Annotated in this window: 22 protein-coding genes; 14 read left to right on the forward strand and 8 right to left on the reverse strand. The window is 71.2% G+C overall.

What is annotated here, in order from left to right:
• Window positions 1–197 precede the first annotated feature (197 nt).
• The 12 genes from OHS81_RS28275 to OHS81_RS28330 all read left to right on the forward strand — a co-directional run bounded on the left by OHS81_RS28275 (window position 198) and on the right by OHS81_RS28330 (window position 10,209).
• Window positions 198–1,058, forward strand: a complete 861-nt coding sequence (locus tag OHS81_RS28275; protein ID WP_328387765.1) for a helix-turn-helix transcriptional regulator — start codon at window positions 198–200, stop codon at window positions 1,056–1,058.
• Window positions 1,055–2,476, forward strand: coding sequence for a Fe-S cluster assembly protein SufB (gene sufB, locus OHS81_RS28280; RefSeq protein WP_260638218.1), 1,422 nt, complete (start codon window positions 1,055–1,057; stop codon window positions 2,474–2,476). The genes OHS81_RS28275 and sufB overlap by 4 nt, the downstream gene beginning before the upstream one ends.
• A gap of 59 nt (window positions 2,477–2,535) precedes the next feature.
• Window positions 2,536–3,756 (forward strand): Fe-S cluster assembly protein SufD, encoded by a 1,221-nt coding sequence (sufD, locus tag OHS81_RS28285; protein ID WP_328387773.1) that lies wholly within the window; start codon window positions 2,536–2,538, stop codon window positions 3,754–3,756.
• Entirely contained in the window at window positions 3,753–4,070 is a 318-nt protein-coding gene (locus tag OHS81_RS28290) for a non-heme iron oxygenase ferredoxin subunit (RefSeq protein ID WP_018091858.1), read from the forward strand. The genes sufD and OHS81_RS28290 overlap by 4 nt, the downstream gene beginning before the upstream one ends.
• A gap of 7 nt (window positions 4,071–4,077) precedes the next feature.
• Complete coding sequence (sufC, locus tag OHS81_RS28295; protein ID WP_159480282.1) at window positions 4,078–4,842, forward strand: Fe-S cluster assembly ATPase SufC; 765 nt, start codon at window positions 4,078–4,080, stop codon at window positions 4,840–4,842.
• Window positions 4,839–6,095, forward strand: a complete 1,257-nt coding sequence (locus OHS81_RS28300; protein ID WP_328387777.1) for a cysteine desulfurase — start codon at window positions 4,839–4,841, stop codon at window positions 6,093–6,095. The genes sufC and OHS81_RS28300 overlap by 4 nt, the downstream gene beginning before the upstream one ends.
• Before the next feature lie 54 nt (window positions 6,096–6,149).
• A complete protein-coding gene (sufU, locus tag OHS81_RS28305; RefSeq protein ID WP_328387779.1) occupies window positions 6,150–6,608 on the forward strand; it encodes a Fe-S cluster assembly sulfur transfer protein SufU in 459 nt (152 codons plus the stop codon).
• Window positions 6,605–6,940, forward strand: a complete 336-nt coding sequence (locus OHS81_RS28310) for a metal-sulfur cluster assembly factor (RefSeq protein ID WP_129296992.1) — start codon at window positions 6,605–6,607, stop codon at window positions 6,938–6,940. The genes sufU and OHS81_RS28310 overlap by 4 nt, the downstream gene beginning before the upstream one ends.
• Window positions 6,941–7,068: 128 nt before the next feature.
• Window positions 7,069–7,389 carry a DMT family transporter gene (locus OHS81_RS28315; RefSeq protein ID WP_328387781.1) on the forward strand — a complete coding sequence of 107 codons (321 nt, stop codon included), beginning with the start codon at window positions 7,069–7,071 and terminating at the stop codon, window positions 7,387–7,389.
• Window positions 7,389–7,928 carry a TetR/AcrR family transcriptional regulator gene (locus OHS81_RS28320; RefSeq protein WP_328387783.1) on the forward strand — a complete coding sequence of 180 codons (540 nt, stop codon included), beginning with the start codon at window positions 7,389–7,391 and terminating at the stop codon, window positions 7,926–7,928. Before OHS81_RS28315 ends, OHS81_RS28320 begins: the two co-directional genes overlap by 1 nt.
• A 107-nt stretch (window positions 7,929–8,035) precedes the next feature.
• On the forward strand, window positions 8,036–9,025 hold the full coding sequence (dapD, locus tag OHS81_RS28325; protein WP_328387785.1) for a 2,3,4,5-tetrahydropyridine-2,6-dicarboxylate N-succinyltransferase: 990 nt from the start codon (window positions 8,036–8,038) through the stop codon (window positions 9,023–9,025).
• A gap of 170 nt (window positions 9,026–9,195) precedes the next feature.
• Window positions 9,196–10,209 (forward strand): EI24 domain-containing protein, encoded by a 1,014-nt coding sequence (locus OHS81_RS28330; protein ID WP_328387787.1) that lies wholly within the window; start codon window positions 9,196–9,198, stop codon window positions 10,207–10,209.
• Here OHS81_RS28330 and dapA read toward each other — a convergent pair.
• The 3 genes from dapA to OHS81_RS28345 form a co-directional block, all read right to left on the reverse strand.
• A complete protein-coding gene (gene dapA / locus OHS81_RS28335; RefSeq protein WP_328387789.1) occupies window positions 10,118–11,077 on the reverse strand; it encodes a 4-hydroxy-tetrahydrodipicolinate synthase in 960 nt (319 codons plus the stop codon). The genes OHS81_RS28330 and dapA overlap by 92 nt on opposite strands.
• Window positions 11,078–11,234: 157 nt before the next feature.
• Window positions 11,235–11,384, reverse strand: coding sequence for a hypothetical protein (locus OHS81_RS28340; RefSeq protein ID WP_176956553.1), 150 nt, complete (start codon window positions 11,382–11,384; stop codon window positions 11,235–11,237).
• Between the two features lie 125 nt (window positions 11,385–11,509).
• Window positions 11,510–13,384, reverse strand: coding sequence for an endonuclease/exonuclease/phosphatase family protein (locus OHS81_RS28345; protein WP_328387795.1), 1,875 nt, complete (start codon window positions 13,382–13,384; stop codon window positions 11,510–11,512).
• Between the two features lie 256 nt (window positions 13,385–13,640).
• Between OHS81_RS28345 and OHS81_RS28350 the strand changes: the two genes are divergently transcribed.
• Window positions 13,641–15,158, forward strand: a complete 1,518-nt coding sequence (locus OHS81_RS28350; RefSeq protein ID WP_328387797.1) for a hypothetical protein — start codon at window positions 13,641–13,643, stop codon at window positions 15,156–15,158.
• Window positions 15,159–15,383: 225 nt separating this feature from the next.
• Window positions 15,384–16,841, forward strand: coding sequence for an alkaline phosphatase PhoX (locus tag OHS81_RS28355; RefSeq protein ID WP_328387801.1), 1,458 nt, complete (start codon window positions 15,384–15,386; stop codon window positions 16,839–16,841).
• A 111-nt stretch (window positions 16,842–16,952) separates the two neighbouring features.
• On the opposite strand, the gene OHS81_RS28360 is transcribed toward OHS81_RS28355, so the two are convergent.
• The 5 genes from OHS81_RS28360 to OHS81_RS28380 form a co-directional block, all read right to left on the reverse strand.
• Window positions 16,953–17,831, reverse strand: a complete 879-nt coding sequence (locus tag OHS81_RS28360; protein ID WP_328387803.1) for a class I SAM-dependent methyltransferase — start codon at window positions 17,829–17,831, stop codon at window positions 16,953–16,955.
• Between the two features lie 245 nt (window positions 17,832–18,076).
• Window positions 18,077–19,354, reverse strand: a complete 1,278-nt coding sequence (locus tag OHS81_RS28365; RefSeq protein ID WP_328391477.1) for a TerD family protein — start codon at window positions 19,352–19,354, stop codon at window positions 18,077–18,079.
• 76 nt (window positions 19,355–19,430) lie between these two features.
• Window positions 19,431–19,703 carry a GlsB/YeaQ/YmgE family stress response membrane protein gene (locus tag OHS81_RS28370; RefSeq protein WP_088797103.1) on the reverse strand — a complete coding sequence of 91 codons (273 nt, stop codon included), beginning with the start codon at window positions 19,701–19,703 and terminating at the stop codon, window positions 19,431–19,433.
• A gap of 139 nt (window positions 19,704–19,842) precedes the next feature.
• Window positions 19,843–20,673, reverse strand: a complete 831-nt coding sequence (locus OHS81_RS28375; RefSeq protein WP_328387806.1) for an NAD-dependent epimerase/dehydratase family protein — start codon at window positions 20,671–20,673, stop codon at window positions 19,843–19,845.
• Window positions 20,674–20,859: 186 nt separating this feature from the next.
• Window positions 20,860–21,579: a response regulator transcription factor gene (locus OHS81_RS28380; protein ID WP_328387808.1), complete on the reverse strand. Its 720-nt coding sequence runs from the start codon at window positions 21,577–21,579 to the stop codon at window positions 20,860–20,862.
• Window positions 21,580–21,640 lie beyond the last annotated feature (61 nt).

Below are 21,640 nucleotides of genomic sequence, written 5' to 3' on the forward strand. Positions count from 1 at the left end.
GGTATGCGGCCCTGCTGATTCCACCGCCCCGCGCGCCCTGGTGCGCCCCACCGTGCGGGACCGCCCCGTCGCAGGTCGGCAGCGCTTCCGGGGCTCGGAAGGTACTTGAATTTAGGGCAGCCTAAGTGATAGAGGCCACCCGTCCGTGATCCGGACGAGGCTTGTGTCGCTTCGGCGAATTACGCAACAATGACGTTGTGAAATACGCGAGCGAGGATCAGGAAGGGCCCGCGGTCGATCCGACCGCAGGGCCGGCCGCCTCCGCGCCCGAGCAGGACGGGCAGCGTGCAACGGACGCCGCGCCCGCCCCGGCGCCGCACGACGAACAGCAGGGCACCCGCAACCGGGTCGCCCGCTCCATCCTCGACCACGGTCCGTCCACCGCGGCCGAGCTGGCCCTGCGGCTGCGGCTGACCCAGGCCGCCGTGCGCCGGCATCTGGACGCGCTGGCCGCCGAGGGCGTCGTCGAGCCCCGTGAGAAGCGCGTCTACGGCGCGCGTGGCCGCGGCCGCCCGGCGAAGTCCTTCGCCCTCACCGACTGCGGGCGGGACGCCTTCGACCAGGCCTACGACCAGCTCGCCTCCGACGCGCTGCGCTGGATCGCGCAGAGCGCGGGCGGCGGCGAGCAGGGCGAGGCCGCCGTCGCGGCATTCGCCCGCGCGCGGCTCGCCGCCCAGGCCGAGGGGTACCGCAAGGCGGTGGAGAGCGCGGAGCCGGAGGCCCGTACCGAGGCCCTGGCGAAGGCATTGACCGCGGACGGGTACGCTGCTACGGCGCGCAGCGCCCCCAATCCCCAGCTCGGTGAACAGCTCTGCCAGCACCACTGCCCGGTCGCCCATGTCGCCGAGCAGTACCCGCAGCTGTGCGAGGCGGAGACCGAGGTCTTCTCCCGATTGCTCGGGACCCACGTACAGCGGCTTGCCACCATCGCCCACGGCGACGGGGTGTGCACGACCTTCGTCCCGAAGGCCGGTGCCGGCAAGGCCGCTCACAGCACCGCACGCACCACCAAGACCACCACAGCATCTGCAAGCACGGCCGGGAGGAACCCCGCATGACGCTCCCCACGGAGACTGCTCACCCTGAGCTCGAGGGCCTGGGCAAGTACGAATACGGCTGGGCCGACTCCGACGTGGCCGGCGCCTCCGCCAAGCGCGGTCTTTCCGAGGCCGTCGTCCGCGACATCTCGGCGAAGAAGAACGAGCCGGAGTGGATGCTCAAGCTCCGCCTCAAGGGTCTGAAGCTGTTCGACAAGAAGCCCATGCCGAACTGGGGCTCGGACCTGTCGGGCATCGACTTCGACAACATCAAGTACTTCGTCCGCTCCACGGAGCAGCAGGCCGCCTCCTGGGAGGACCTGCCCGAGGACATCAAGAACACCTACGACAAGCTCGGCATCCCCGAGGCGGAGAAGCAGCGTCTGGTCGCCGGTGTCGCCGCGCAGTACGAGTCCGAGGTCGTCTACCACCAGATCCGTGAGGACCTGGAGGAGCAGGGTGTCCTCTTCCTGGACACCGACACCGCGCTCAAGGAGCACCCGGAGCTCTTCCAGGAGTACTTCGGCACGGTCATCCCGGTCGGCGACAACAAGTTCGCGTCGCTGAACACCGCGGTGTGGTCCGGCGGCTCGTTCATCTACGTCCCCAAGGGTGTCCACGTCGACATCCCGCTGCAGGCCTACTTCCGGATCAACACCGAGAACATGGGCCAGTTCGAGCGGACGCTGATCATCGTCGACGAGGACGCCTACGTCCACTACGTCGAGGGCTGCACGGCGCCGATCTACAAGTCGGACTCGCTGCACTCCGCGGTCGTCGAGATCATCGTGAAGAAGGGCGGCCGCTGCCGCTACACGACCATCCAGAACTGGTCGAACAACGTCTACAACCTGGTCACCAAGCGCGCCGTCGCCTACGAGGGCGCGACCATGGAGTGGGTCGACGGCAACCTCGGCTCCAAGGTGACGATGAAGTACCCGGCCGTCTACCTGATGGGCGAGCACGCCAAGGGCGAGACCCTGTCCATCGCCTTCGCGGGCGAGGGCCAGCACCAGGACGCCGGCTCCAAGATGGTCCACATGGCGCCGAACACCTCCTCCAACATCGTCTCCAAGTCGGTGGCGCGAGGCGGCGGCCGCACCTCCTACCGCGGTCTGGTCGAGATCGGCGAGGGGGCCGCGGGCTCCAAGTCCAACGTGCTGTGCGACGCCCTCCTGGTGGACACCATCTCCCGGTCGGACACCTACCCCTACGTCGACGTCCGCGAGGACGACGTCTCCATGGGCCACGAGGCGACCGTCTCCAAGGTCAGCGAGGACCAGCTCTTCTACCTGATGGCCCGCGGCCTGACGGAGTTCGAGGCCATGGCGATGATCGTGCGCGGCTTCGTCGAGCCGATCGCCCGCGAGCTGCCGATGGAGTACGCGCTGGAGCTGAACCGGCTGATCGAGCTGCAGATGGAAGGTTCGGTCGGCTGACGCCCGGCCCCCAGCAGCGACTGACTCTCTGATTGCAGAAAGCGAGCACTACAACAGCCATGGCTGAGGCTCAGAACTCCCCCTCTCTCGGCTCCGCTCGAGCGGGGGGACCCCCAGCGGCCGGTTCCACGACCACCGGCTCTCTCGCGGTGGCCGCGGAGTCCACCGTCGCCACCCGGATGAGCGCCCCGCCGTCCTACGACGTGGCGGACTTCCCGGTGCCGCACGGCCGCGAGGAGGAGTGGCGCTTCACGCCCCTCGCGCGCCTCAAGGGCCTGCACGACGGCAGCGCCGAGGCGGGCGGTCCCGACCTGAAGATCGACATCACCGCTCCGGAGGGTGTCACGCACGAGCTCGTCGACCGCGCGGACCCGCGGGTCGGCAAGGCCGGCATGCCCGTCGACCGGGTCGCCGCGCAGGCGTACAGCTCGTTCGAGAAGGCGTCGGTGATCTCGGTCCCCAAGGAGGCGCAGCTTTCCGAGCCGATCCGGATCACCGTCCACGGCGAGGGCGGCACGGCCTACGGCCACCAGGTCATCGAGCTCGGCGCGTTCGCCGAGGCGGTCGTGGTCATCGACCACACCGGTGACGCGGTGCTCGCCGCCAATGTCGACTACCTCCTCGGTGACGGCGCCAAGCTGACCGTCGTCTCCGTCCAGGACTGGGACGACCACGCCGTCCACACCGGGCAGCACAACGCCCTGGTCGGCCGGGACGCCGGCTTCAAGTCCGTGATCGTCACCTTCGGCGGCGACCTCGTCCGGCTGCACCCGCGCGTCACCTACGCGGGCCCCGGCGGCGAGGCCGAGTTCTACGGTCTGTACTTCACCGAGCAGGGCCAGCACCACGAGCACCGGCTCTTCGTCGACCACGAGGCGTCCAACTGCCGCTCGCACGTCGTCTACAAGGGCGCGCTGCAGGGCGACGACGCGCACGCCGTGTGGATCGGTGACGTGCTGATCCGCGCCTCGGCCACCGGCACCGACACCTACGAGCTCAACCGCAACCTCGTCCTCACGGACGGCGCGCGGGTCGACTCGGTCCCCAACCTGGAGATCGAGACCGGCGAGATCGTCGGCGCCGGCCACGCCTCGGCGACCGGCCGCTTCGACGACGAGCAGCTCTTCTACCTCATGGCCCGCGGTATCCCGGCCGACGAGGCCCGCCGTCTGGTCGTCCGCGGCTTCTTCGCCGAGCTGGTCCAGCAGATCGGCCTCCCGGACGTCGAAGAGCGTCTGATGAGCAAGATCGAGGCCGAGCTGGAAGCGTCCGCGGCATGACGTACGTACGCGCAGCGGCGCTGAGCGAGCTGGAGGAGGACACCCCCAAGCGGGTGGAGCTCGACGGCACGCCCGTTTCCCTGGTCCGCACCGAGGGCGAGGTGTTCGCGATCAACGACATCTGCTCGCATGCGAACGTCTCCCTCTCGGAGGGGGAGGTCGAGGACTGCTCGATCGAGTGCTGGCTGCACGGTTCGAGCTTCGACCTGCGCACCGGCAAGCCGAACGGCCTTCCCGCCACGCGCCCCGTCCCCGTATACCCCGTCAAGATCGAAGGGGACGACGTGCTCGTCTCCGTCACCCAGGAGTCCTGAGTTCCCCATGGCAACGCTTGAGATCCACGACCTGCACGTCTCCGTCGAGGCCGAGAACGGCCCGCGCGAGATCCTGAAGGGCGTCGACCTGACCGTGAAGCAGGGCGAGACGCACGCCATCATGGGCCCCAACGGCTCCGGCAAGTCGACCCTCGCCTACTCCCTCGCAGGTCACCCCAAGTACACGATCACCGGTGGCACCGTCACCCTCGACGGCGAGAACGTCCTGGAGATGTCCGTCGACGAGCGCGCCCGCGCCGGCGTCTTCCTCGCCATGCAGTACCCGGTCGAGGTGCCCGGCGTCTCGGTCTCCAACTTCCTGCGGACCTCCGCGACCGCGATCCGCGGCGAGGCCCCCAAGCTGCGGCTGTGGGTCAAGGAGGTCAAGGAGGCCATGGAGCGCCTGCAGATGGACCCCTCCTTCGCCGAGCGCAACGTCAACGAGGGCTTCTCCGGCGGTGAGAAGAAGCGCCACGAGATCCTTCAGCTGGAGCTGCTGAAGCCCGCCATCGCGATCCTCGACGAGACCGACTCCGGTCTGGACGTCGACGCGCTGCGCACCGTCTCCGAGGGCGTCAACCGCGTCCGCGAGACCGGCGAGGTCGGCACGCTGCTGATCACCCACTACACGCGCATCCTGCGCTACATCAAGCCCGACCAGGTCCACGTCTTCGCCAACGGCCGGATCGCCGAGTCCGGCGGCGCCGAGCTCGCCGACAAGCTGGAAGCCGAGGGCTACGAGGAGTACACGAAGGGTGGCGCAACCGCGTGACACAGCTGCCGGGCCTCCTCGACACAGAGGCGATCCGTAAGGACTTCCCCATCCTGGACCGTCAGATCCATGACGGGAAGAAGGTCGTGTACCTGGACAACGCGGCGACCTCGCAGAAGCCGCGTCAGGTCCTCGACGCCCTGAACGCCTACTACGAACGCCACAACGCCAACGTCCACCGCGGCGTGCATGTGCTCGCCGAGGAGGCCACGGCGCTCTACGAAGGCGCCCGTGACAAGGTGGCCGCCTTCATCAACGCCCCGAGCCGCGATGAGGTGATCTTCACCAAGAACGCCTCGGAGTCGCTGAACCTCGTGGCCAACATGCTCGGCTGGGCCGATGAGCCCTACCGCGTGGACCGCGAGACCGAGATCGTCATCACGGAGATGGAGCACCACTCCAACATCGTCCCGTGGCAGCTGCTCTCGCAGCGCACCGGCGCGAAGCTGAAGTGGTTCGGGATCACCGACGACGGACGTCTCGACCTGTCCAACATCGACGAGATCATCACGGAGCAGACGAAGATCGTCTCCTTCACGCTGGTCTCCAACATCATGGGCACCATCAACCCGGTCGAGACGATCATCCGCCGTGCCCAGGAGGTCGGCGCGCTGGTCTGCATCGACGCCTCGCAGGCCGCCCCGCACATGGTGCTGGACGTGCAGGCGCTGCAGGCCGACTTCGTGGCCTTCACCGGTCACAAGATGTGCGGTCCGACCGGCATCGGTGTGCTGTGGGGCCGCCAGGAGCTGCTGGAGGACCTTCCGCCCTTCCTCGGCGGCGGCGAGATGATCGAGACCGTCTCGATGCACTCCTCGACCTATGCGCCCGCGCCGCACAAGTTCGAGGCCGGTACGCCCCCGATCGCCCAGGCCGTCGGCCTCGGCGCGGCCGTGGACTACCTCACCTCGATCGGCATGGACAACATCGCCGCGCATGAGCACGCGATCACCGAGTACGCCGTCAAGCGGCTGCTGGAGGTCCCCGACCTGCGCATCATCGGCCCGAGCACGGCCGAGGACCGCGGGGCGACGCTCTCCTTCACGCTCGGTGACATCCATCCGCACGATGTCGGCCAGGTGCTGGACGAGCAGGGCATAGCGGTCCGCGTGGGGCACCACTGCGCACGGCCGGTCTGCCTGCGCTTCGGAATTCCTGCGACCACGCGGGCGTCGTTCTATCTGTACTCCACGCCCGCCGAGGTCGACGCCTTGGTCGGGGGCCTGGAGCACGTCCGCAACTTCTTCGGTTAAAAAGACCCAGCCGGTTAACAAGCACAGCGGATGAGGACGAGGACTGACTGAGCCGTGAAGCTGGATTCCATGTACCAGGACGTCATCCTGGACCACTACAAGCACCCGCACGGGCGCGGTCTTCGGGACGGCGACGCCGAGGTGCACCACGTCAACCCCACGTGCGGTGACGAGATCACGCTGCGCGTGCGGCTCGACGGCTCGACGATTGCGGATGTGTCCTACGAGGGCCAGGGCTGCTCCATCAGCCAGGCCAGCGCGTCGGTGCTCAACGACCTCCTGGTCGGCAAGGAGCTCGGCGAGGCGCAGAAGATCCAGGAGACCTTCCTGGAGCTGATGCAGTCCAAGGGCCAGGTGGAGCCGGATGACGCGATGGAGGAGATCCTGGAGGACGCGGTGGCGTTCGCCGGTGTCTCCAAGTACCCGGCGCGTGTGAAGTGCGCGCTGCTCAGCTGGATGGCCTGGAAGGACGCCACGGCCAAGGCCCTCTCCGAGGAGGCGAAGACCGCATGACCGACACCCCGACCACCACCAAGCCGGCCTCGGAGGAAGAGGTCCGCGAGGCGCTGTACGACGTCGTCGACCCCGAGCTGGGCATCGATGTCGTCAACCTGGGGCTGATCTACGGCATCCACGTCGACGACGCCAATATCGCCACCATCGACATGACGCTGACCTCCGCGGCCTGCCCGCTGACCGACGTCATCGAGGACCAGGCGAAGTCCGCCACGGACGGCATCGTCAGCGAACTGAAGATCAACTGGGTCTGGATGCCCCCGTGGGGCCCGGACAAGATCACCGACGACGGCCGCGAGCAGCTGCGCGCGCTGGGCTTCAACGTCTGACGAGATCTCCTGAGCGATACGGCCGTGCCCGCCAGTCACCACTGGCGGGCACGGCCGTATCGCGTGGCGGGCGGACCGGCCGCCACGCATATGTACGCTCGTACGCAACGCTGTGTACGCTCGTACGCATGGCCTATCTGACGCTCGCCGGCGCGATCCTCTCCGAGGTGCTTGCGACCACCGCGATGAAGTACAGCGACGGCTTCAGCAAGCTGTGGCCCTCGCTGGCCACCGCGCTGGGCTATCTGCTCGCCTTCGCGCTGCTCGCCCAGACGCTCACATCGATGAGCGTCGGCACCGCGTACGCCATCTGGGCCGGTGTCGGCACGGCGCTGATCGCCGCGATCGGGATGGTGTTCCTGGGGGAGAGCACCGGTGCGCTGAAGATCCTCGGCGTACTGCTGGTCATCGCGGGTGTCATCGTGCTGAATCTGGACGGGGCGCACTGATGGCCCGGCGCTACGACCCGGACCGCCGGCAGCGGATCATCGACGCGGCGATCACCGTGGTCGGCGGGCGCGGGATCGCCGGGCTCAGCCACCGCGCCGTGGCCGCGGCGGCGGATGTGCCGCTGGGCTCGACCACGTACCACTTCGCGACCCTGGACGAGCTGCTGGTCGCCGCATTGCGGCAGTCCAACGTCGGGTGGCTGGCCGACTTCGCGCGCCGGGTCGACGGCATCGACCCGTCGGCACCGCTCGCCGAGGAGGTCGCGAGGCTGGTCGAGGACACGCTGACCGGTGACCGCAGGCGGATGGAGCTGGAGTACGAGCTGTATCTGGCGGCGCTGCGGCACGAGGCGGTGCGGCCGATCGCCGCCGCATGCCTGGACGAGATGGTGCGGCTGCTCGGAGCGCGGATCGGCGACATGCGCACGGCGCGGACGGTGGTGGCGCTCACCGACGGGCTGGTGCTGCAGCATCTGCTGACCGGGCAGCCCTTCGATCCCGAGGCGGTGCGGGCCGGGCTGGCCGGAGTGCTGGGCTGAGCCGGCCGTCGTACGGACCCCGGGAGACGGGCTGCGGTGCCCCACGGCCCGGCCCGGCCGCTGAGACCGGTTCGCCTCGGCGGGCGCCCTCCGGTTAGGTTTCGGACATGACCGATGCTGCTGTTTCCCGTACTACCGGCGCCGTCGCCGCCGGGCTCGCCACCGTCACCTCCGACGGCACCGTTCTCGACACCTGGTTCCCGGCGCCCGAGCTGGTCGGTGCGCCCGGCCCGGCCGGCACCGAGCACCTCGACGACGAGCGCGCCACCGAACTGCTGGGCGCCGCCGTGCTCAAGGCGATCGGCCCCGACCCGGTCCGTGGTGTCGAGGTCGTCGCCGTCCGTACGGTCATCGCCTCCCTGGACGACAAGCCGCTGGACGCGCACGACGCCTACCTCCGCCTCCACCTGCTCAGCCACCGGCTGGTCAAGCCGCACGGACAGAACCTGGAGGGCCTTTTCGGGCTGCTGTCCAACGCCGCCTGGACCTCCCTGGGCCCGGTGGCCGTCGACCAGGTGGAGACGGTGCGGCTGAACGCCCGCGCCGAGGGCCTGCATCTGATGGTCACCAGCATCGACAAGTTCCCCCGGATGACCGACTATGTCGCGCCCACCGGGGTCCGGATCGCGGACGCCGACCGGGTGCGTCTGGGTGCGCACCTCGCGGCCGGCACCACCGTCATGCACGAGGGCTTCGTCAACTTCAACGCCGGGACGCTGGGCACCTCCATGGTCGAGGGCCGGATCAGCGCGGGCGTGGTCGTCGGCGACGGCTCCGACATCGGCGGCGGCGCCTCCACCATGGGCACCCTCTCGGGCGGCGGCAAGCAGATCATCTCCATCGGCGAGCGCTGCCTGCTGGGCGCGGAGTCGGGCATCGGCATCGCGCTCGGCGACGAGTGCGTGGTCGAGGCGGGCCTGTACGTGACCGCCGGTACCCGCGTCACGCTGCCCGACGGCCAGATCGTCAAGGCCCTGGAGCTCTCCGGCGCGGACAACATCCTCTTCCGCCGCAACTCCACCACCGGCACCGTCGAGGCCCGCCCGAACAAGGCGACCTGGGGCGGCCTCAACGAGGTGCTGCACAGCCACAACTGAGGCCATGGGCGGGCCGGTCGTCGTGCGGCCGGCCCGGCACGGCAGCGTCAGCGGCCCGGCGGGGGGGACCCGCCGGGCCGTTTCGGCTTCCGCCCCAGCCGCCCCTGTTGTCCCAGCCGCCCCCGCCGTCCCGGTCCCCGCGCCGCCGGGCCGCCGATAGGCTGTGTGCCATGCGTGATCTTGCAGCGGGGATGCGGTATCTGGGTAAGGGGCAGCGCTGGGTCGCCCGGCACGGCCGGTGGTGGGGATTCGGGCTGATTCCGGCGCTGATCGCGCTGGTGCTGTACGCCGCGGTGCTCACCGTGCTCGCCCTCTGGTCCGGCGATATCGCGGCCTGGGCGACGCCGTTCGCCGACGACTGGGGCTCGCCCTGGCAGGGGCTGCTGCGCGGAGTCTTCGTGGCGCTGCTGATCGCCGGCGGGCTGATGCTGTCGGTGCTGACGTTCACCGCCGTCACCCTGCTGATCGGCGACCCCTTCTACGAGTCGCTGTCGGAGAAGGTCGAGGAGTCCGAGGGGTACTGCCCGCCGTCCCCGGACCGCCCGCTGTGGCAGGAGATCGGGATCGCCCTGCGCGACAGCGTCCATGTGCTGCTGCGGGCCGCCGGTTTCGGGATCCTGCTGTTCGTCCTCGGGTTCGTGCCCTTCCTCGGGCAGACCGTGGTCCCCGCCGTCGGCTTCTGCGTCTCCGGCTTCTTCCTCACCGTCGAGCTGACCTCGGTGGCCCTGCAGCGCCGGGACATACCGGTGCGGGAGCGGCTGCGGCTGCTGCGGGGCCGTAAGGCGCTCGCGGTCGGCTTCGGCACCCCGGTCGTGCTGTTGTTCCTGATCCCGTTCGTCGCGGTGGCGCTGATGCCGGGCGCGGTGGCCGGCGCGACGCTGCTGGTACGGGACCTGGTGGCGGACGAGGAGGAGCCGCCCGCGCCGGACCGGGACGGAGCCGCGGCGGGGCACGACCCGGCCGCCGGTGCGGCGTACGGACAGCCGGGCGCACCGTACGGACAGCCGGGCGCACCGTACGGACAGCCGGGCGCGCCGTACGCGCAGCCGGGAGCCCCGGGCGGCTTCGGGGCGGCGCCCGCGCCCTACCCCGCTAACCAGGGACAGCCGCAGGCACCGCAGCAGTATCCCCGTCCGCAGTCCGGTCCAGGGTCGTCTGCAGCGCGTCCGCCAGCCGCCTGGTGAGCTCGGCATCCGCCGCCAGCAGCGGGCCGCGGACCGGCCCCGCGGGCAGGCCGAGGTGGTTGAGCAGCGCCTTCACGGTGACCGCGCCGGGGTTCTCACCGCCGGTCACCGCCTCGATGAGCGGGATCAGCGCGAGCTGACGGCGGGTCGCCCCGGCCGTGTCGCCGGCGTCGAAGGCGTCCAGCAGGGCGCGCACCGCCCGCGGCGCGGCGTTGCCGGCGGTGCTGATGCAGCCGGAGCCGCCGAGCGCACGGAGCGGCAGGATCTGTTCGTCGCAGCCCGCGTAGTAGGCCAGGCCCGTTGCGGCCAGCACCTTCGCCGACTTCAGCGGGTCGTAGGCACAGTCCTTGACCGCCGCGATCCGCGGATGGGCGGCCAGCCGCAGCAGCGTTCCGGCGGCCAGCGCGGTGCCGGTGCGCCCCGGGATGTCGTAGAGCATCACCGGCAGTCCGGTGGCGTCCGCGACCGTCCGCAGGTGGTGGGTGACGGCCTCCTGGGTGGGCCGTGAGTAGTAGGGCGTGACCACCAACAGGCCGTGGGCGCCCGCCCGTTCGGCGCTGCGGGCCAGGGCGACGGAGTGGCGGGTGTCGCTGGTGCCGATCCCGGCGGTGATCCGGGCCCGGTCGCCGACGGCCTCGACGACGGCCCGCAGCAGGGTCTCCTTCTCGGCGTCCGAGGTCGTCGGGGACTCCCCGGTGGTGCCGCTCAGTACCAGTGCGTCGCAGCCGCCGTCGTCGACGAGATGGGTGGCGAGCCGCTGAGCGCCGTCGGCGTCGAGCGCTCCGTCGGGGGTGAACGGGGTGATCATGGCCGTCGCGACCCGGCCGAAAGGCGATGCGGCTGCCGGGGGTGTGAGGGGAGTGGTCATGGTCTCCATGCCAGGGGTCTGGTGGCGCCTCATATGTCACGTCCACTTGGTTGTGCCGGCTGGTGTGTCAAGCGGCGCTCCGTCCGGCCCTGGGGCCGGAACGCGAAGCGGCCGCCGCGCCTTCCGGTGCGACGGCCGCTCGGGCATCACAGGCCCATCACGCGCCAGTCAGGCCATTCCGCGAACGCTTCAGGTCCTGGGTCCGCTCGGAAGCGGACTCCTCCGACGACTTCGGCTTCCGCTGGTCGGTGCGCCGCTCGGCGGCACGGTCCTTGTTGCCCGACTTACGGTTCTGGGACTTCGGCATGATGACTCCCTAATGTCTCGCCGAATGTTTCTTACATGCCCAGTACCGCACCCCCCGCGGCAGTTGGCCCCCCGGCGTGGGCCAGGCAGGTGACGGGAGTGTCACACGGGGTGACATGCCGCGGACTACGGCTTGATGCGCAGCACCTGCGGATCGTGGTCGCTGGCCTGGTCGGCGTACTCCGCGTTGAGGTGCACGATGTCGTAGTCGGACCGCGTCAGCGGACGGCTGGTGAGCATGTGGTCCAGCACCTGTGAATTGCCGCTGTAGACATAGCCGTAGCGCTCGGCGGCCGGCAGCCGGCCCACCTGGTCGGTGAGCACACCGCCGGCGGTGAGGTCCTTCAGGGCCGGCGAGAACTGGTAGTCGTTGAGGTCACCGGCCACCACCACACCGGCCTTCGGGTCCTTGGCCAGCAGGTCCTTGACGAACGCGTTGACCAGGTGGGCCTGGGCGGTGCGCTGGGTCTCGGAGCTGCGGGCCGGGGGCTGGAAACGGCTGTCCAGACCCTGGTCGCCGCCCTTGGAGTTGAAGTGGTTGGCGATCACGAAGACCCGGCTGCCGGGACGGCTCTTCGCGGAGAACTGGCCGACAAGAGGCTTGCGGCTGGTCTTCCACGCCTCGTCGGCGGGCGCGATCCGGCCCGGGGACGCGGACAGCGAGGCCTTGCCGTGGTCGTCGACCACCTTCACCGGGGTGGTGGCGTCGCCGCCCTTGATGTCCGTGAAGGACGCCCGCCCGGGGTTGAACAGGAACGCCGTGCGGATGTTGCCGCCGGGCTGGCCGCCGTCCTGGTCGTTGACCGGGTCGATCTGCCGCCACTCGTACGCCGGACCGCCGGCCGCCTTGATGGCGTCGGTCAGCTTCTTGAGGGTTTCCCCGGCGGTGACCACGCCGTTGTCCTTGGGGCCGCTGTCGTCCTGGACCTCCTCCAGCGCCACGACATCGGGCGAGGACAGGTTCTGCACCAGCGCCTTCGCCAGCCGGTCGAACTTGGCCTGCGGGGTGGCGGGGGACAGGTTCTCGACGTTGTAGGTGGCCACCGCCAGCTCGTCGGACTTCTGCTTGCGGGTGGTCTCCGGCGTGGGGCTCTGACCGGTGACCTTGCCCAGCTCGGTGGCCTGCAGGGTGTAGCCGCCGAAGTTGTCGTAGTCCAGCGGCCCGGCGGTGGTGCCGGACAGCGCCTGGCCGACGTCGGCGACCGGGAACGGCTGCGGGTCAGGGGTGCGAAGCTCCGGTGGAGCCGGTGCTTGCGCCGGGGGAATCAGGGACGCCACCTTGACCCGGCCGCCGTTGGGGTCCGCGTACGAGCCGTAGAGCGTCCCGCCGCGGGCGGTGCGGTGGTGGCCGGGCTCGGCGGTCACCCACAGCTCGTGGTAGCTGTTGGTCGGGCCGACGACCGGGGCGTTCGAGACGGAGACCCGCATGCCCTCCAGGGACTCGTAGCGGTCCAGGGCGTACGACGAGGGGCGCAGCTTCAGCGACTCGATGCTCTTGCCGCCCGCGGAGGGGGCGTAACGATTCGGCACCGAGGCCGGGTTGAGCTTGAAGGCGGCCGGCAGCGGGGCGCCGGAGGAGTCCACCTTCCAGGTCGCGCCGGTGATCTCGGTGACGGACTGCAGGCCGGCGTCCTTGCCGCCGGGGTAGTACTCGCTGACCGTGCCGGAGAAGGTGATCGCATCGCCGACGGCGACCTTCGGCGTCTCCTTTCCGGTGAAGACGAAGACCGCCTCGCTGGTGGCGGGGTTCTTGTCCGGGTGCGGGTCCTGCACCCAGAAACCGCGCGCCGAGCCGAACGCGCGGATCGCGGTGACGGTGCCGGGCACCTCGCTGACCTGCTGTCCGGCCAGCGGGGATATGCGGGTGCTGCCCTGGATGTCGTGGATCCGGGTGCCGGCGGCGGAGGCGGACTGCGTGGCGGTCAGCAGTCCGCCGGCCAGGGCGGCACAGATCACCGCGCCGAGAGTGACCGGTCTGCGGAGTGAACGACGGGACGGCATGGATGCCTCCGAGGTATATGGGGGGTGGCCGGTGAAGGTGCGTGCGGAGCCGGACCGGTGCGCGCTACGCGCGTCGATCTGCGTCAATCTCTTGCGCACACAGGGGAGTTGTCAAGCTTCTCCCGGTGACCGGCAGGGGGTGCGAAGGTGAACCGTCCGGGTTACGGCGAATTCCGTCTACGCTTGGGCGGCGCACTCCCCCAGCTACGGCTGGGAGGTACCCCAGCCGTAGTCCGTCCGAGGAGCTGAGCACCCGATGTCCGCAGACCGCCCCACCCTGCCGCCGGTGCGGCTGCACTCCGAAGCGGAGCTGGCCAGGGACGCGCTGAGCGCCCCCCTGCTGGCCCGGGCCGCGAAGCTCGCCCGCTGGGCCGAACGGGGTGTCCCGGTCGGCGTCGGCGGCCAGATCCTCGACGAGCCGCTGGCCGCCGCCACCGAGCACCTGGGCCTGGCCGGCGACGAGGACGGCGCCGCCTACACCGCCGAGGCCTGGCAGCTGGCGGTGGACACCGGACTCGTGGAGATCGAGGAGAGCGCCGACGGCGAGGACGGCGCCGACCTCCCCGACGATGCCGCCGCCGGCCTCGCCACCCCCGGTGAGGAGCTTGACCTGCTCACCTCCGGCAGCCCGCAGGACATCCTCGACATCTGGCTGGGCGGCATGGAGACCGTGCTCGCCGATGCGGCCGCCCCCGACCTCGCCGATCTCGCCGACCGGCTCACCGAGGGCGGCGAACTCGACCTGGACGCGATCGACTGGAACCCGGAGGAGGAGGCCGAGCTGCTGGACGGCATCCTCGGCAACCTCTACCTGCTCACGGCCCTGAACGAGAGCCCCGACCAGGAGGTTCCGCTGCCCGCGCTGGCCGCCTCCATGATCGTCCCGGACGATATGGACGAGCCCACCGACGACGTCCTCGAAGAGGTCTCCGAGGCGATGATGCGCCTGGACGACCAGTTCCGGGTGCTGGAGCCGATCGGTCTGGTCGCCTACCAGCCCGTCGACGAGGCGCTGATCGAGGAGCTGGACGAGGACGGCGAGACGGTCCTTGCCCCGGGCTCCTCCGAGGGGTCCTCCGCCGCGGGGCCGCTGACGGACGAGGACGTCTCCCGCTACGGCCTGGTCCGCCTCACCCCGCTCGGCGTCTACGCGGTACGCGCCCGGATGCGGGACGCGGGGGTGGACGCCCCGGCGGTCGGCGACCTCGCCGACAAGGGCGCCGACGTCCTCCTGGAGGCGCTGCCCGACTACCCCGAGGCGCTGGCCCAGGCCGAGTCCGAGCTGTGGCTCGCCGCCCGTACGCCCCTGGACGCCGCACGGGACCTGCTCACCGCCGCCCGCGGCGACGACGACCGCGCCCCGCGGCGCCGGCTGGCCGCCCAGCAGACCCTCTCGCTGGTCTCGCCGGACGCCGAGGCCGCGCTGCGCGACGTGCTCGACGACCGGCAGCTCGGCGGCCTGGCCCGGGTCTGGCTCGCCGAGCGGGCGCTGCCCGGCATCCCCGAGCCCTCCCAGGAGATGATCTTCTGGCTGACGGTGGACACCATCGCGGCGCAGCTGGAGAGCGCCGAGGAGGACGCCACGGGCGAGCTGCGCGACCTGGTGCAGGGCCTGACCGAGCAGCACAGCGGGTTCTTCGACACGGCCTGGCGGGTGGACCACCCGGCCACCGCCGACGTCCTGGAAACCATGGGCCGGCTGCACCCGGACAAGAAGGCGGCCAAGGAGGCCCGCAAGGCGGCCTTCAAGGCGCGCTCGCGGCAGTCCGGCTAGCCGGAGGAACCGGGCACGGGCGGAGCGGACCACCTTGCGGGGAGACACCCCCCCTGCACCCGGGGCCGGTCCGGCGGAACAGGGCCGCGAAAGGTCGTGATCCGCCGGACCGGCCCCAACTGCTTCCTGGATGTCGCACGGCGTTCAACTGGAGTTCGACGACGCACGAGAGCGTGTGCGGCGCAGGCACAGGGGATGTAGAAACCGGCCATCCAGGAGATGACAATGCCGCTCACCCGCAGAGACTTCGCCAAGCGCTCCGCCCTCGCCGGCGCGGGGGTCACGCTGGCCGGGAGCGTCGGGGTGCTGGCCACCGCGCCCGGAGCCCTCGCCGAGGAGGTACCGGACGCCGGCCGGGGCGACGCGGCGGACGGCCACGGTCACGGCATCGGCTACGGCCCGCTGGTCCCGGACCCGGACGGCATCCTCGCGCTGCCCGCCGGGTTCTCGTACAAGATCATCACGCGGACCGGCGTCACCAAGCTGGACAGCGGCGAGTCCACCCCCTCCAACCACGACGGCACCGGCACCTTCGCGGGCCGCCGTGGCACCACCCTCCTCGTCAACAACCACGAGCTGAAGGGCCCGCGCGCCGACTGGCCGCACCCGGTGCCGCTGACCGAGGGGCTGGTCTATGACCCGGCGGCGGCCGGCGGCTGCACCGTCGTCGAGGTGGCCAAGGACGGTACGCCGGTCGGTGAGTGGGTCGGCATCGCCGGTACCTCCACCAACTGCGCGGGCGGAACCACCCCGTGGGGCACCTGGCTCACCTGCGAGGAGAACGAGGACAAGGCCGGCCAGCACGGCATGACCAAGGACCACGGCTACGCCTTCGAGGTCGACCCGCACGACCTCCGGGCCGGCCGCAACCCCAAGCCGGTCAAGGCGCTGGGGCGCTACGCCCACGAGGCCGTGGTCGTCGACCCCAAGCGCGGCCACCTCTTCCTGACCGAGGACGCCGACACCCCCAACGGCCTGTTCTACCGCTGGACCCCGCCGCACGGATTCCGGCACGGCCGCGGAGCGCTGCGCACGCTGGCCGATGACGCCGGCGTGCTGGAGGCCTTCAAGTGCTTCGACTCCGGCGGCCGCTTCGTCGACGACCTCTCGCGCGCCACCAAGGCGGGCACCGTCTACGGCGTCGACTGGGTCGAGGTCCCCGACCGCGACGCCCGCAAGGTCTCGGTGCGCAAGCAGTTCAAGGACGGTGAGGTCACCCGGGCCCGCAAGCTGGAGGGGCTGTGGTGGGCGGACGGCGGCGCGTACGTGGTGTCCTCGTTCGCCCGTGACGAGAGCCCCGTCCAGCACGACGGCCAGGTCTGGTTCTACGACCCGCGGCGGCGGACCCTGACGCTGAAGGTGCTGCTGGGTGTCAACAAGGAACCGTCGAAGGACGGCGCCCTGGACGGACCCGACAACATCACCGTCTCGCCCTACGGCGGGCTGATCATCGCCGAGGACGGCGAGGGCGTCCAGCACCTCTTCGGGGCCACCGAGGACGGCCGGACCTACCCGATCGCCCGCAACGACCTCAACATCGGCACCGCGGACGAGCCGGAGTTCAGCGAGTTCACCGGGCCGGTGTTCTCCCCGGACGGGCGGACGCTGTTCGCCAACATCCAGGAGCCCGGCATCATGCTGGCCATCACCGGTCCCTGGAAGCGGCAGCGCCGTCAGGGGTAGTGCCGTCAGCGGTAGCGCCGTCAGTGGTGGTGCGGTCAGCGGCAGCCGTCACCCCGGCGGCGAGCGCTCCGTGAGCCGTAGCCGTACCCCGGCGCGCACGGGACGGGTGGCTCAGTCGGCCCCGGCCGTGAGCACGTAGTAGTCCAGCAGCCCGGTCTCGTACGCCGTCAGGTAGCGGCGCGGCCACTCGTCGCGGAGCTCGGGGTGCTGGGCCATATAACGGTCGTAGGACTCCCAGACGCCGTCGCCGATGGACCGGACCCGGACCTCGCGCAGCCCCGCCGCGGTCAGGGTCGCCGCGACCTCGTCGATCACGTGCGGGACGTCCAGGCCGTCGGCGTACGGGGGCAGCACGGTGGGCAGTGTCCGGGCGGCCGCACGGGTGCGGGCGAAGAACGTCGTCAGCGCCAGCCGGCCGCCCGGGCGCAGCACCCGCGCCGCCTCCCGGGCGAAACCGGCCAGATCGCGGAAGTGCTGCGCCGCCTCGACGGAGAAGAGGAAGTCGGCACAGCCGTCGGGTAGCGGGATGCGCTCGGCCGCGCCCTGGAGGAACGTCAGCCGCCCGGAGGAGTCCGGGGAGGGGGCGAGCAGCGCGGCATTCGCCTCCCGGGCACGGACGATCTGGTCGGGGTGCGCGTCCATGCCCAGGACCGTGCCCAGGCCGAACTCCCGCAGCGCCAGCGCGGAGCCCAGCCCGCGTCCGCAGCCGACCTCCAGGGCGGTGCGGCCCTGCGGCCGGTCGAAGGTGCCGAGCACCAGGCGGTAGAGATCCTGCTCGCTGCGCACCCGGTCGGCCTCGGTCAGCGGCCGGCCGGCGGGGCCGGGCAGGCCCGTCCAGTAGCCGAAATTGATGAAGCCGCCGGCGAAGGCGGGGACGGTGCTGAGGTCGAGCTCGCCGTAGGTCAGCGCGACCCGGTCGGGAAGGTCCGGGGGTGCTGGACCGTCCGGGGGATCCGCGGGTCCGGCCGGCGACGGCTGCTGCTGCGTCATCGAACGCTCCTCGTGCGTGCCGTGGGGGACGCGCCGCGACGGGCCGGACGGGGCGGCCGTGACGGGGCGGGGCCAAAGGGCGTGGCGGGAAGGGGGACGGCACAATTTTCGGTCCTGGGCCCGTTCCCGCACCAGGGGAGTTTTCGGTCCCGGGCCGTAGTGCCGTCCCTGACGGGCGCGAGGGCCGTCAGGGAACGGTGGCCCGTCAGGGACGGTGGGCGTCAGGGACCGTGGGCGTCAGCGGCTCACAGGGCCTGTGCGGCGGGTTTGACCATGCCGCGCACCGTACGGGCGTCGACGAACTCGCCCAGTGCGGTCATCTCCCACTCGCCGGAGAACTGGCGGATGAGCTTGGCCATCATCACGCCCGTGCGCGGTTCGGCGTGGGTGAGGTCGAAGCGGACCAGCTCCTCGCCGCTCTGGGCGTCCACCAGGCGGCAGTACGCCTTGGCGACGTCGGAGAACTTCTGGCCGGAGAAGGAGTTCACGACGAAGACCAGGCCACTCACCTCCTGGGGCACTCCGCCGAGGTGGACGGTGATCGCCTCGTCGTCGCCGGCACCCTCGCCCGTGAGGTTGTCGCCGGAGTGCTGGATCGCACCGCCCAGGATCATCAGCTTCCCGAAGAAGCAGTTGTCGACCTTTTTGCGGTCCGGGCCGTAGGCGATGACCGAGGCGTCCAGGTCGATGGTCTTGCCGCGGAAGGCCGGCTCCCAGCCGAGGCCCATCGTGACCGAGGTCAGCAGCGGACGGCCGCCCTTGACCAGCGAGACGGTCTGGTTCTTCTGCAGGCTGACCCGGCCCTTGTCGAGATTGACCTTGCCGGAGCCGGGTGCCGCAGCGGCGGGGGCCGGCGCCGCGGCGGCCGGCGGCGGGGCGACCGGGGCGGGGGCGCCCGCGGGCGGTCCCCACTGGCCTGCGGGGGCCTGCGGCGCCGGGGGAGCGGCGGGCGCTTGCGGTGCGGCGGGTGCCTGCGGTGCGGCGGGTGCCTGCGGGGCGGCGGGCGCCTGGGGGGCGGCGGCGGGCGCGGCCGGCTCCTCCACGCTGACGCCGAAGTCGGTGGCGATCCCCGCCAGGCCGTTGGCGTAGCCCTGGCCGATCGCGCGGACCTTCCAGGCACCGCCCCGGCGGTAGATCTCGACGACCACCAGTGCGGTCTCGGGGCCCAGCTGCGGCGGGGTGAAGGAGGCGATGACGCTGCCGTCGTCGGCGTTGCGGACCGTGCCGGTCGGCTCGGTGCCGGCGAAGGTCGCGCCGGGGGCGTCCGGACTCGCGGTGACCACGATCTTCTCGATGCCCTCGGGTACCGCGGCGGTGTCCACGGTGATGGTGTCGCCGCCGCCGGCCCCCGCGGAGTGCGTCACGCCCGGTCCGCCGGGCTGGTTGTAGAACACGAAGTCGTCGTCGGAGCGCACCTTGCCGTTGGCGGCGAGCAGCAGGCCCGACACGTCCAGCCGCACGGGGGCGGTGACGTCCACCGCCACCCGCACGGCGTTGAGCGGGAGGTTCGAGCCAGGAGTCATAGCGGTCATGCCGGGCTCAACGATCGGCCCGCCTTTGCGGTTCCATTACCTGCGGTCCGATGGCCGCCGGGCCCGGTCACCGGCGTTCGCGGGAGTTGCCGAAGAGCAGCCGGTAGGCGATCAGCAGGACCAGGGCCCCGGCGACCGAGGCGATCCACATGGACGGTTCGCCGAAGTCCTTGGGGATCGGGCGGTGCAGGAACTTGGTGGAGAGCCAGCCGCCGAGGAAGGACCCCACGATGCCGATCAGGGTCGTGCCGACGATGCCGCCCGGGTCCCGCCCCGGCAGCAGGACCTTCGCGATGATGCCCGCGATCAGCCCGAGTACGAGCCAGCTGACGATGCCCATGATGCGTTCCTCGTTCCTGAGCGGTGGGTGGGTACACAGACCAGGACGCCACCCGGGCGGCGGGGGTTCCGCGGCGTGGCAGGGGCCACGTGCGGGCCCCTGCGTGCGGGACCCCCGGCATGACCACCGTGCGGGACCGTCAGTGCGGCCACCGGGGCGGGTCGGTGCAGAAGGTGCCGCCGAGGAAGGCGTGTTCGGGGTTCTCCGGGTCCAGTGCGCCCTGCGCGGCGATCAGCCGTTCCGCGTACGGCTCGGAGTCGTCCTGCGGCGCGTATCCCAGGGCGCGGGCGGTCGACAGGTCCCACCACAGGCGGGTGTTGGCGGAGGAGCCGTAGACGACGGTGTGGCCCACGTCCGGCGCGGTGAGCGCGGCGTGCAGCAGCCGTGCGCAGTCGGCCGGGCTCAGCCAGAGGGACAGCATCCGTACCGAGGCCGGCTCCGGGCAGCAGGAGCCGATGCGGACCGAGACGGTCTCGATGCCGTGCAGGTCCCAGTAGAGCGAGGCCAGATCCTCGCCGAATCCCTTGGACAGCCCGTAGTAGGTGTCGGGGCGGCGGGGCGTGCCGACGGGGATGGCGCCGGAGCCGTCCGCGGGGCGCGGGGTGAAGCCGACGGCGTGATTCGAGGAGGCGAAGACGACACGGCGGACGCCCGCCTCGCGCGCCGTCTCGTACAGGCGGTAGGTGCCCTCGATGTTGGCGCGCAGGATCTGCTCGAAGCCGGCCTCCAGGGAGATGCCGGCGAGGTGGATCACCGCGTCGACCCCGCGCACCGCCTCGCGCAGTGCCTCGGTGTCGGCCAACTCGGCCGTGATCGCGTCCGGTTCGCCGGCGGTGGTGTCGACGGGCCGCCGGTCGAAGAGGCGCAGCCGGTACCCGTAGGGCGGCAGCAGCTCACGCATCAGGGTGCCGAGCCCGCCCGCGGCGCCGGTGAGCAGGACGGTGCGGGGGGCGGTGCGGGGTGCGGTCATGGGCGGGGACTCCTCCGGCCGAACAGCAGGGCTGTATGCGCGGACAGCATGCAGCTGTGTGGACACGCTAAAGGAGCTGGTTCACGGCCGGTCAAGACGCTTGACGGGGCTGGTGAATCCGCTGGTGGCGCGGCAGCGGCCGGCGCCTGATCACCCGACCGGACGCATCACCCCCGGCCGGACGCATCACCCCGGCCGGACGAACCCGCACTCGTACGCGGCGATCACCGCCTGGGTCCGGTCCCGCACCCCGAGCTTGGCCAGCACCCCCGCCACATGCGTCTTGACCGTGGCCGGGCCCACCCCCAGCCGGTCCGCGATCTCCGCATTCGTCAGCCCGGCCGTCATCAGCCGCAGCACCGCCCGCTCCCGCTCGGACAGCCGGGCCCGCAGCGCCCGCACCGCGTCGGCCGCCGCCCGCTCCCCGGCGTGCCGGGCGGCCAGCCGCCGCACCGCAGCGGGGAACAGCAGCGAGTCGCTGCGCGCCACCAGCCGTACGGCCTGGACCAGGTCCTGTGCACCGGACCGCTTGAGCAGGAACCCGCTGGCGCCGGCCCGCAGTGCGTCATAGACGTACGAGTCGTTCTCGAAGGTGGTCACCACGATGATGCGGGGCGGATCCGGCATCCCGGCGAGCACCTGCTCGGTCGCGCGAATACCGTCGATCTCCGGCATCCGGACATCCATCAGCACGATGTCCGGGCGCAGTGCCCGGATCAGCGGCACCGCCTCGGCACCGGTCGACGCCTCGCCGACGACCTCCATGTCCGCCTCGGCGCCCAGGATCGCGCGCAGCGCCGTGCGCACCATCCGCTCGTCGTCGGCGAGGACGAGGCGCAGCGGGCGGGCAAGGCCCCCGTCACCCCCGTCGCCGGACCGCTGGTCGTCGTCCTGACGCGTGGTCATGCCCCGCTCACCTCTCCTCCCTCACTCACCCTCTCCCCCTCACTCACCCTGTCCCCGCTCA

Source organism: Streptomyces sp. NBC_00400, from assembly GCF_036048035.1.
Lineage (GTDB): Bacteria > Actinomycetota > Actinomycetes > Streptomycetales > Streptomycetaceae > Streptomyces.

Excerpts from the sequence above, each read along its gene's own strand:
- OHS81_RS28310 (WP_129296992.1), top strand. The coding sequence starts at position 6,605 with ATGACCGACACCCCGACCACCACCAAGCCGGCCTCGGAGGAAGAGGTC.
- OHS81_RS28350 (WP_328387797.1), top strand. The coding sequence starts at position 13,641 with ATGTCCGCAGACCGCCCCACCCTGCCGCCGGTGCGGCTGCACTCCGAA.
- OHS81_RS28320 (WP_328387783.1), top strand. The coding sequence starts at position 7,389 with ATGGCCCGGCGCTACGACCCGGACCGCCGGCAGCGGATCATCGACGCG.
- OHS81_RS28330 (WP_328387787.1), top strand. The coding sequence starts at position 9,196 with ATGCGTGATCTTGCAGCGGGGATGCGGTATCTGGGTAAGGGGCAGCGC.
- OHS81_RS28360 (WP_328387803.1), bottom strand. The coding sequence starts at position 17,831 with ATGACGCAGCAGCAGCCGTCGCCGGCCGGACCCGCGGATCCCCCGGAC.
- OHS81_RS28380 (WP_328387808.1), bottom strand. The coding sequence starts at position 21,579 with ATGACCACGCGTCAGGACGACGACCAGCGGTCCGGCGACGGGGGTGAC.
- OHS81_RS28340 (WP_176956553.1), bottom strand. The coding sequence starts at position 11,384 with ATGCCGAAGTCCCAGAACCGTAAGTCGGGCAACAAGGACCGTGCCGCC.
- OHS81_RS28365 (WP_328391477.1), bottom strand. The coding sequence starts at position 19,354 with ATGACTCCTGGCTCGAACCTCCCGCTCAACGCCGTGCGGGTGGCGGTG.
- sufD (WP_328387773.1), top strand. The coding sequence starts at position 2,536 with ATGGCTGAGGCTCAGAACTCCCCCTCTCTCGGCTCCGCTCGAGCGGGG.
- dapD (WP_328387785.1), top strand. The coding sequence starts at position 8,036 with ATGACCGATGCTGCTGTTTCCCGTACTACCGGCGCCGTCGCCGCCGGG.
- OHS81_RS28315 (WP_328387781.1), top strand. The coding sequence starts at position 7,069 with ATGGCCTATCTGACGCTCGCCGGCGCGATCCTCTCCGAGGTGCTTGCG.
- OHS81_RS28345 (WP_328387795.1), bottom strand. The coding sequence starts at position 13,384 with ATGCCGTCCCGTCGTTCACTCCGCAGACCGGTCACTCTCGGCGCGGTG.
- dapA (WP_328387789.1), bottom strand. The coding sequence starts at position 11,077 with ATGACCACTCCCCTCACACCCCCGGCAGCCGCATCGCCTTTCGGCCGG.
- OHS81_RS28370 (WP_088797103.1), bottom strand. The coding sequence starts at position 19,703 with ATGGGCATCGTCAGCTGGCTCGTACTCGGGCTGATCGCGGGCATCATC.
- OHS81_RS28290 (WP_018091858.1), top strand. The coding sequence starts at position 3,753 with ATGACGTACGTACGCGCAGCGGCGCTGAGCGAGCTGGAGGAGGACACC.
- OHS81_RS28375 (WP_328387806.1), bottom strand. The coding sequence starts at position 20,673 with ATGACCGCACCCCGCACCGCCCCCCGCACCGTCCTGCTCACCGGCGCC.
- OHS81_RS28355 (WP_328387801.1), top strand. The coding sequence starts at position 15,384 with ATGCCGCTCACCCGCAGAGACTTCGCCAAGCGCTCCGCCCTCGCCGGC.
- sufB (WP_260638218.1), top strand. The coding sequence starts at position 1,055 with ATGACGCTCCCCACGGAGACTGCTCACCCTGAGCTCGAGGGCCTGGGC.
- sufC (WP_159480282.1), top strand. The coding sequence starts at position 4,078 with ATGGCAACGCTTGAGATCCACGACCTGCACGTCTCCGTCGAGGCCGAG.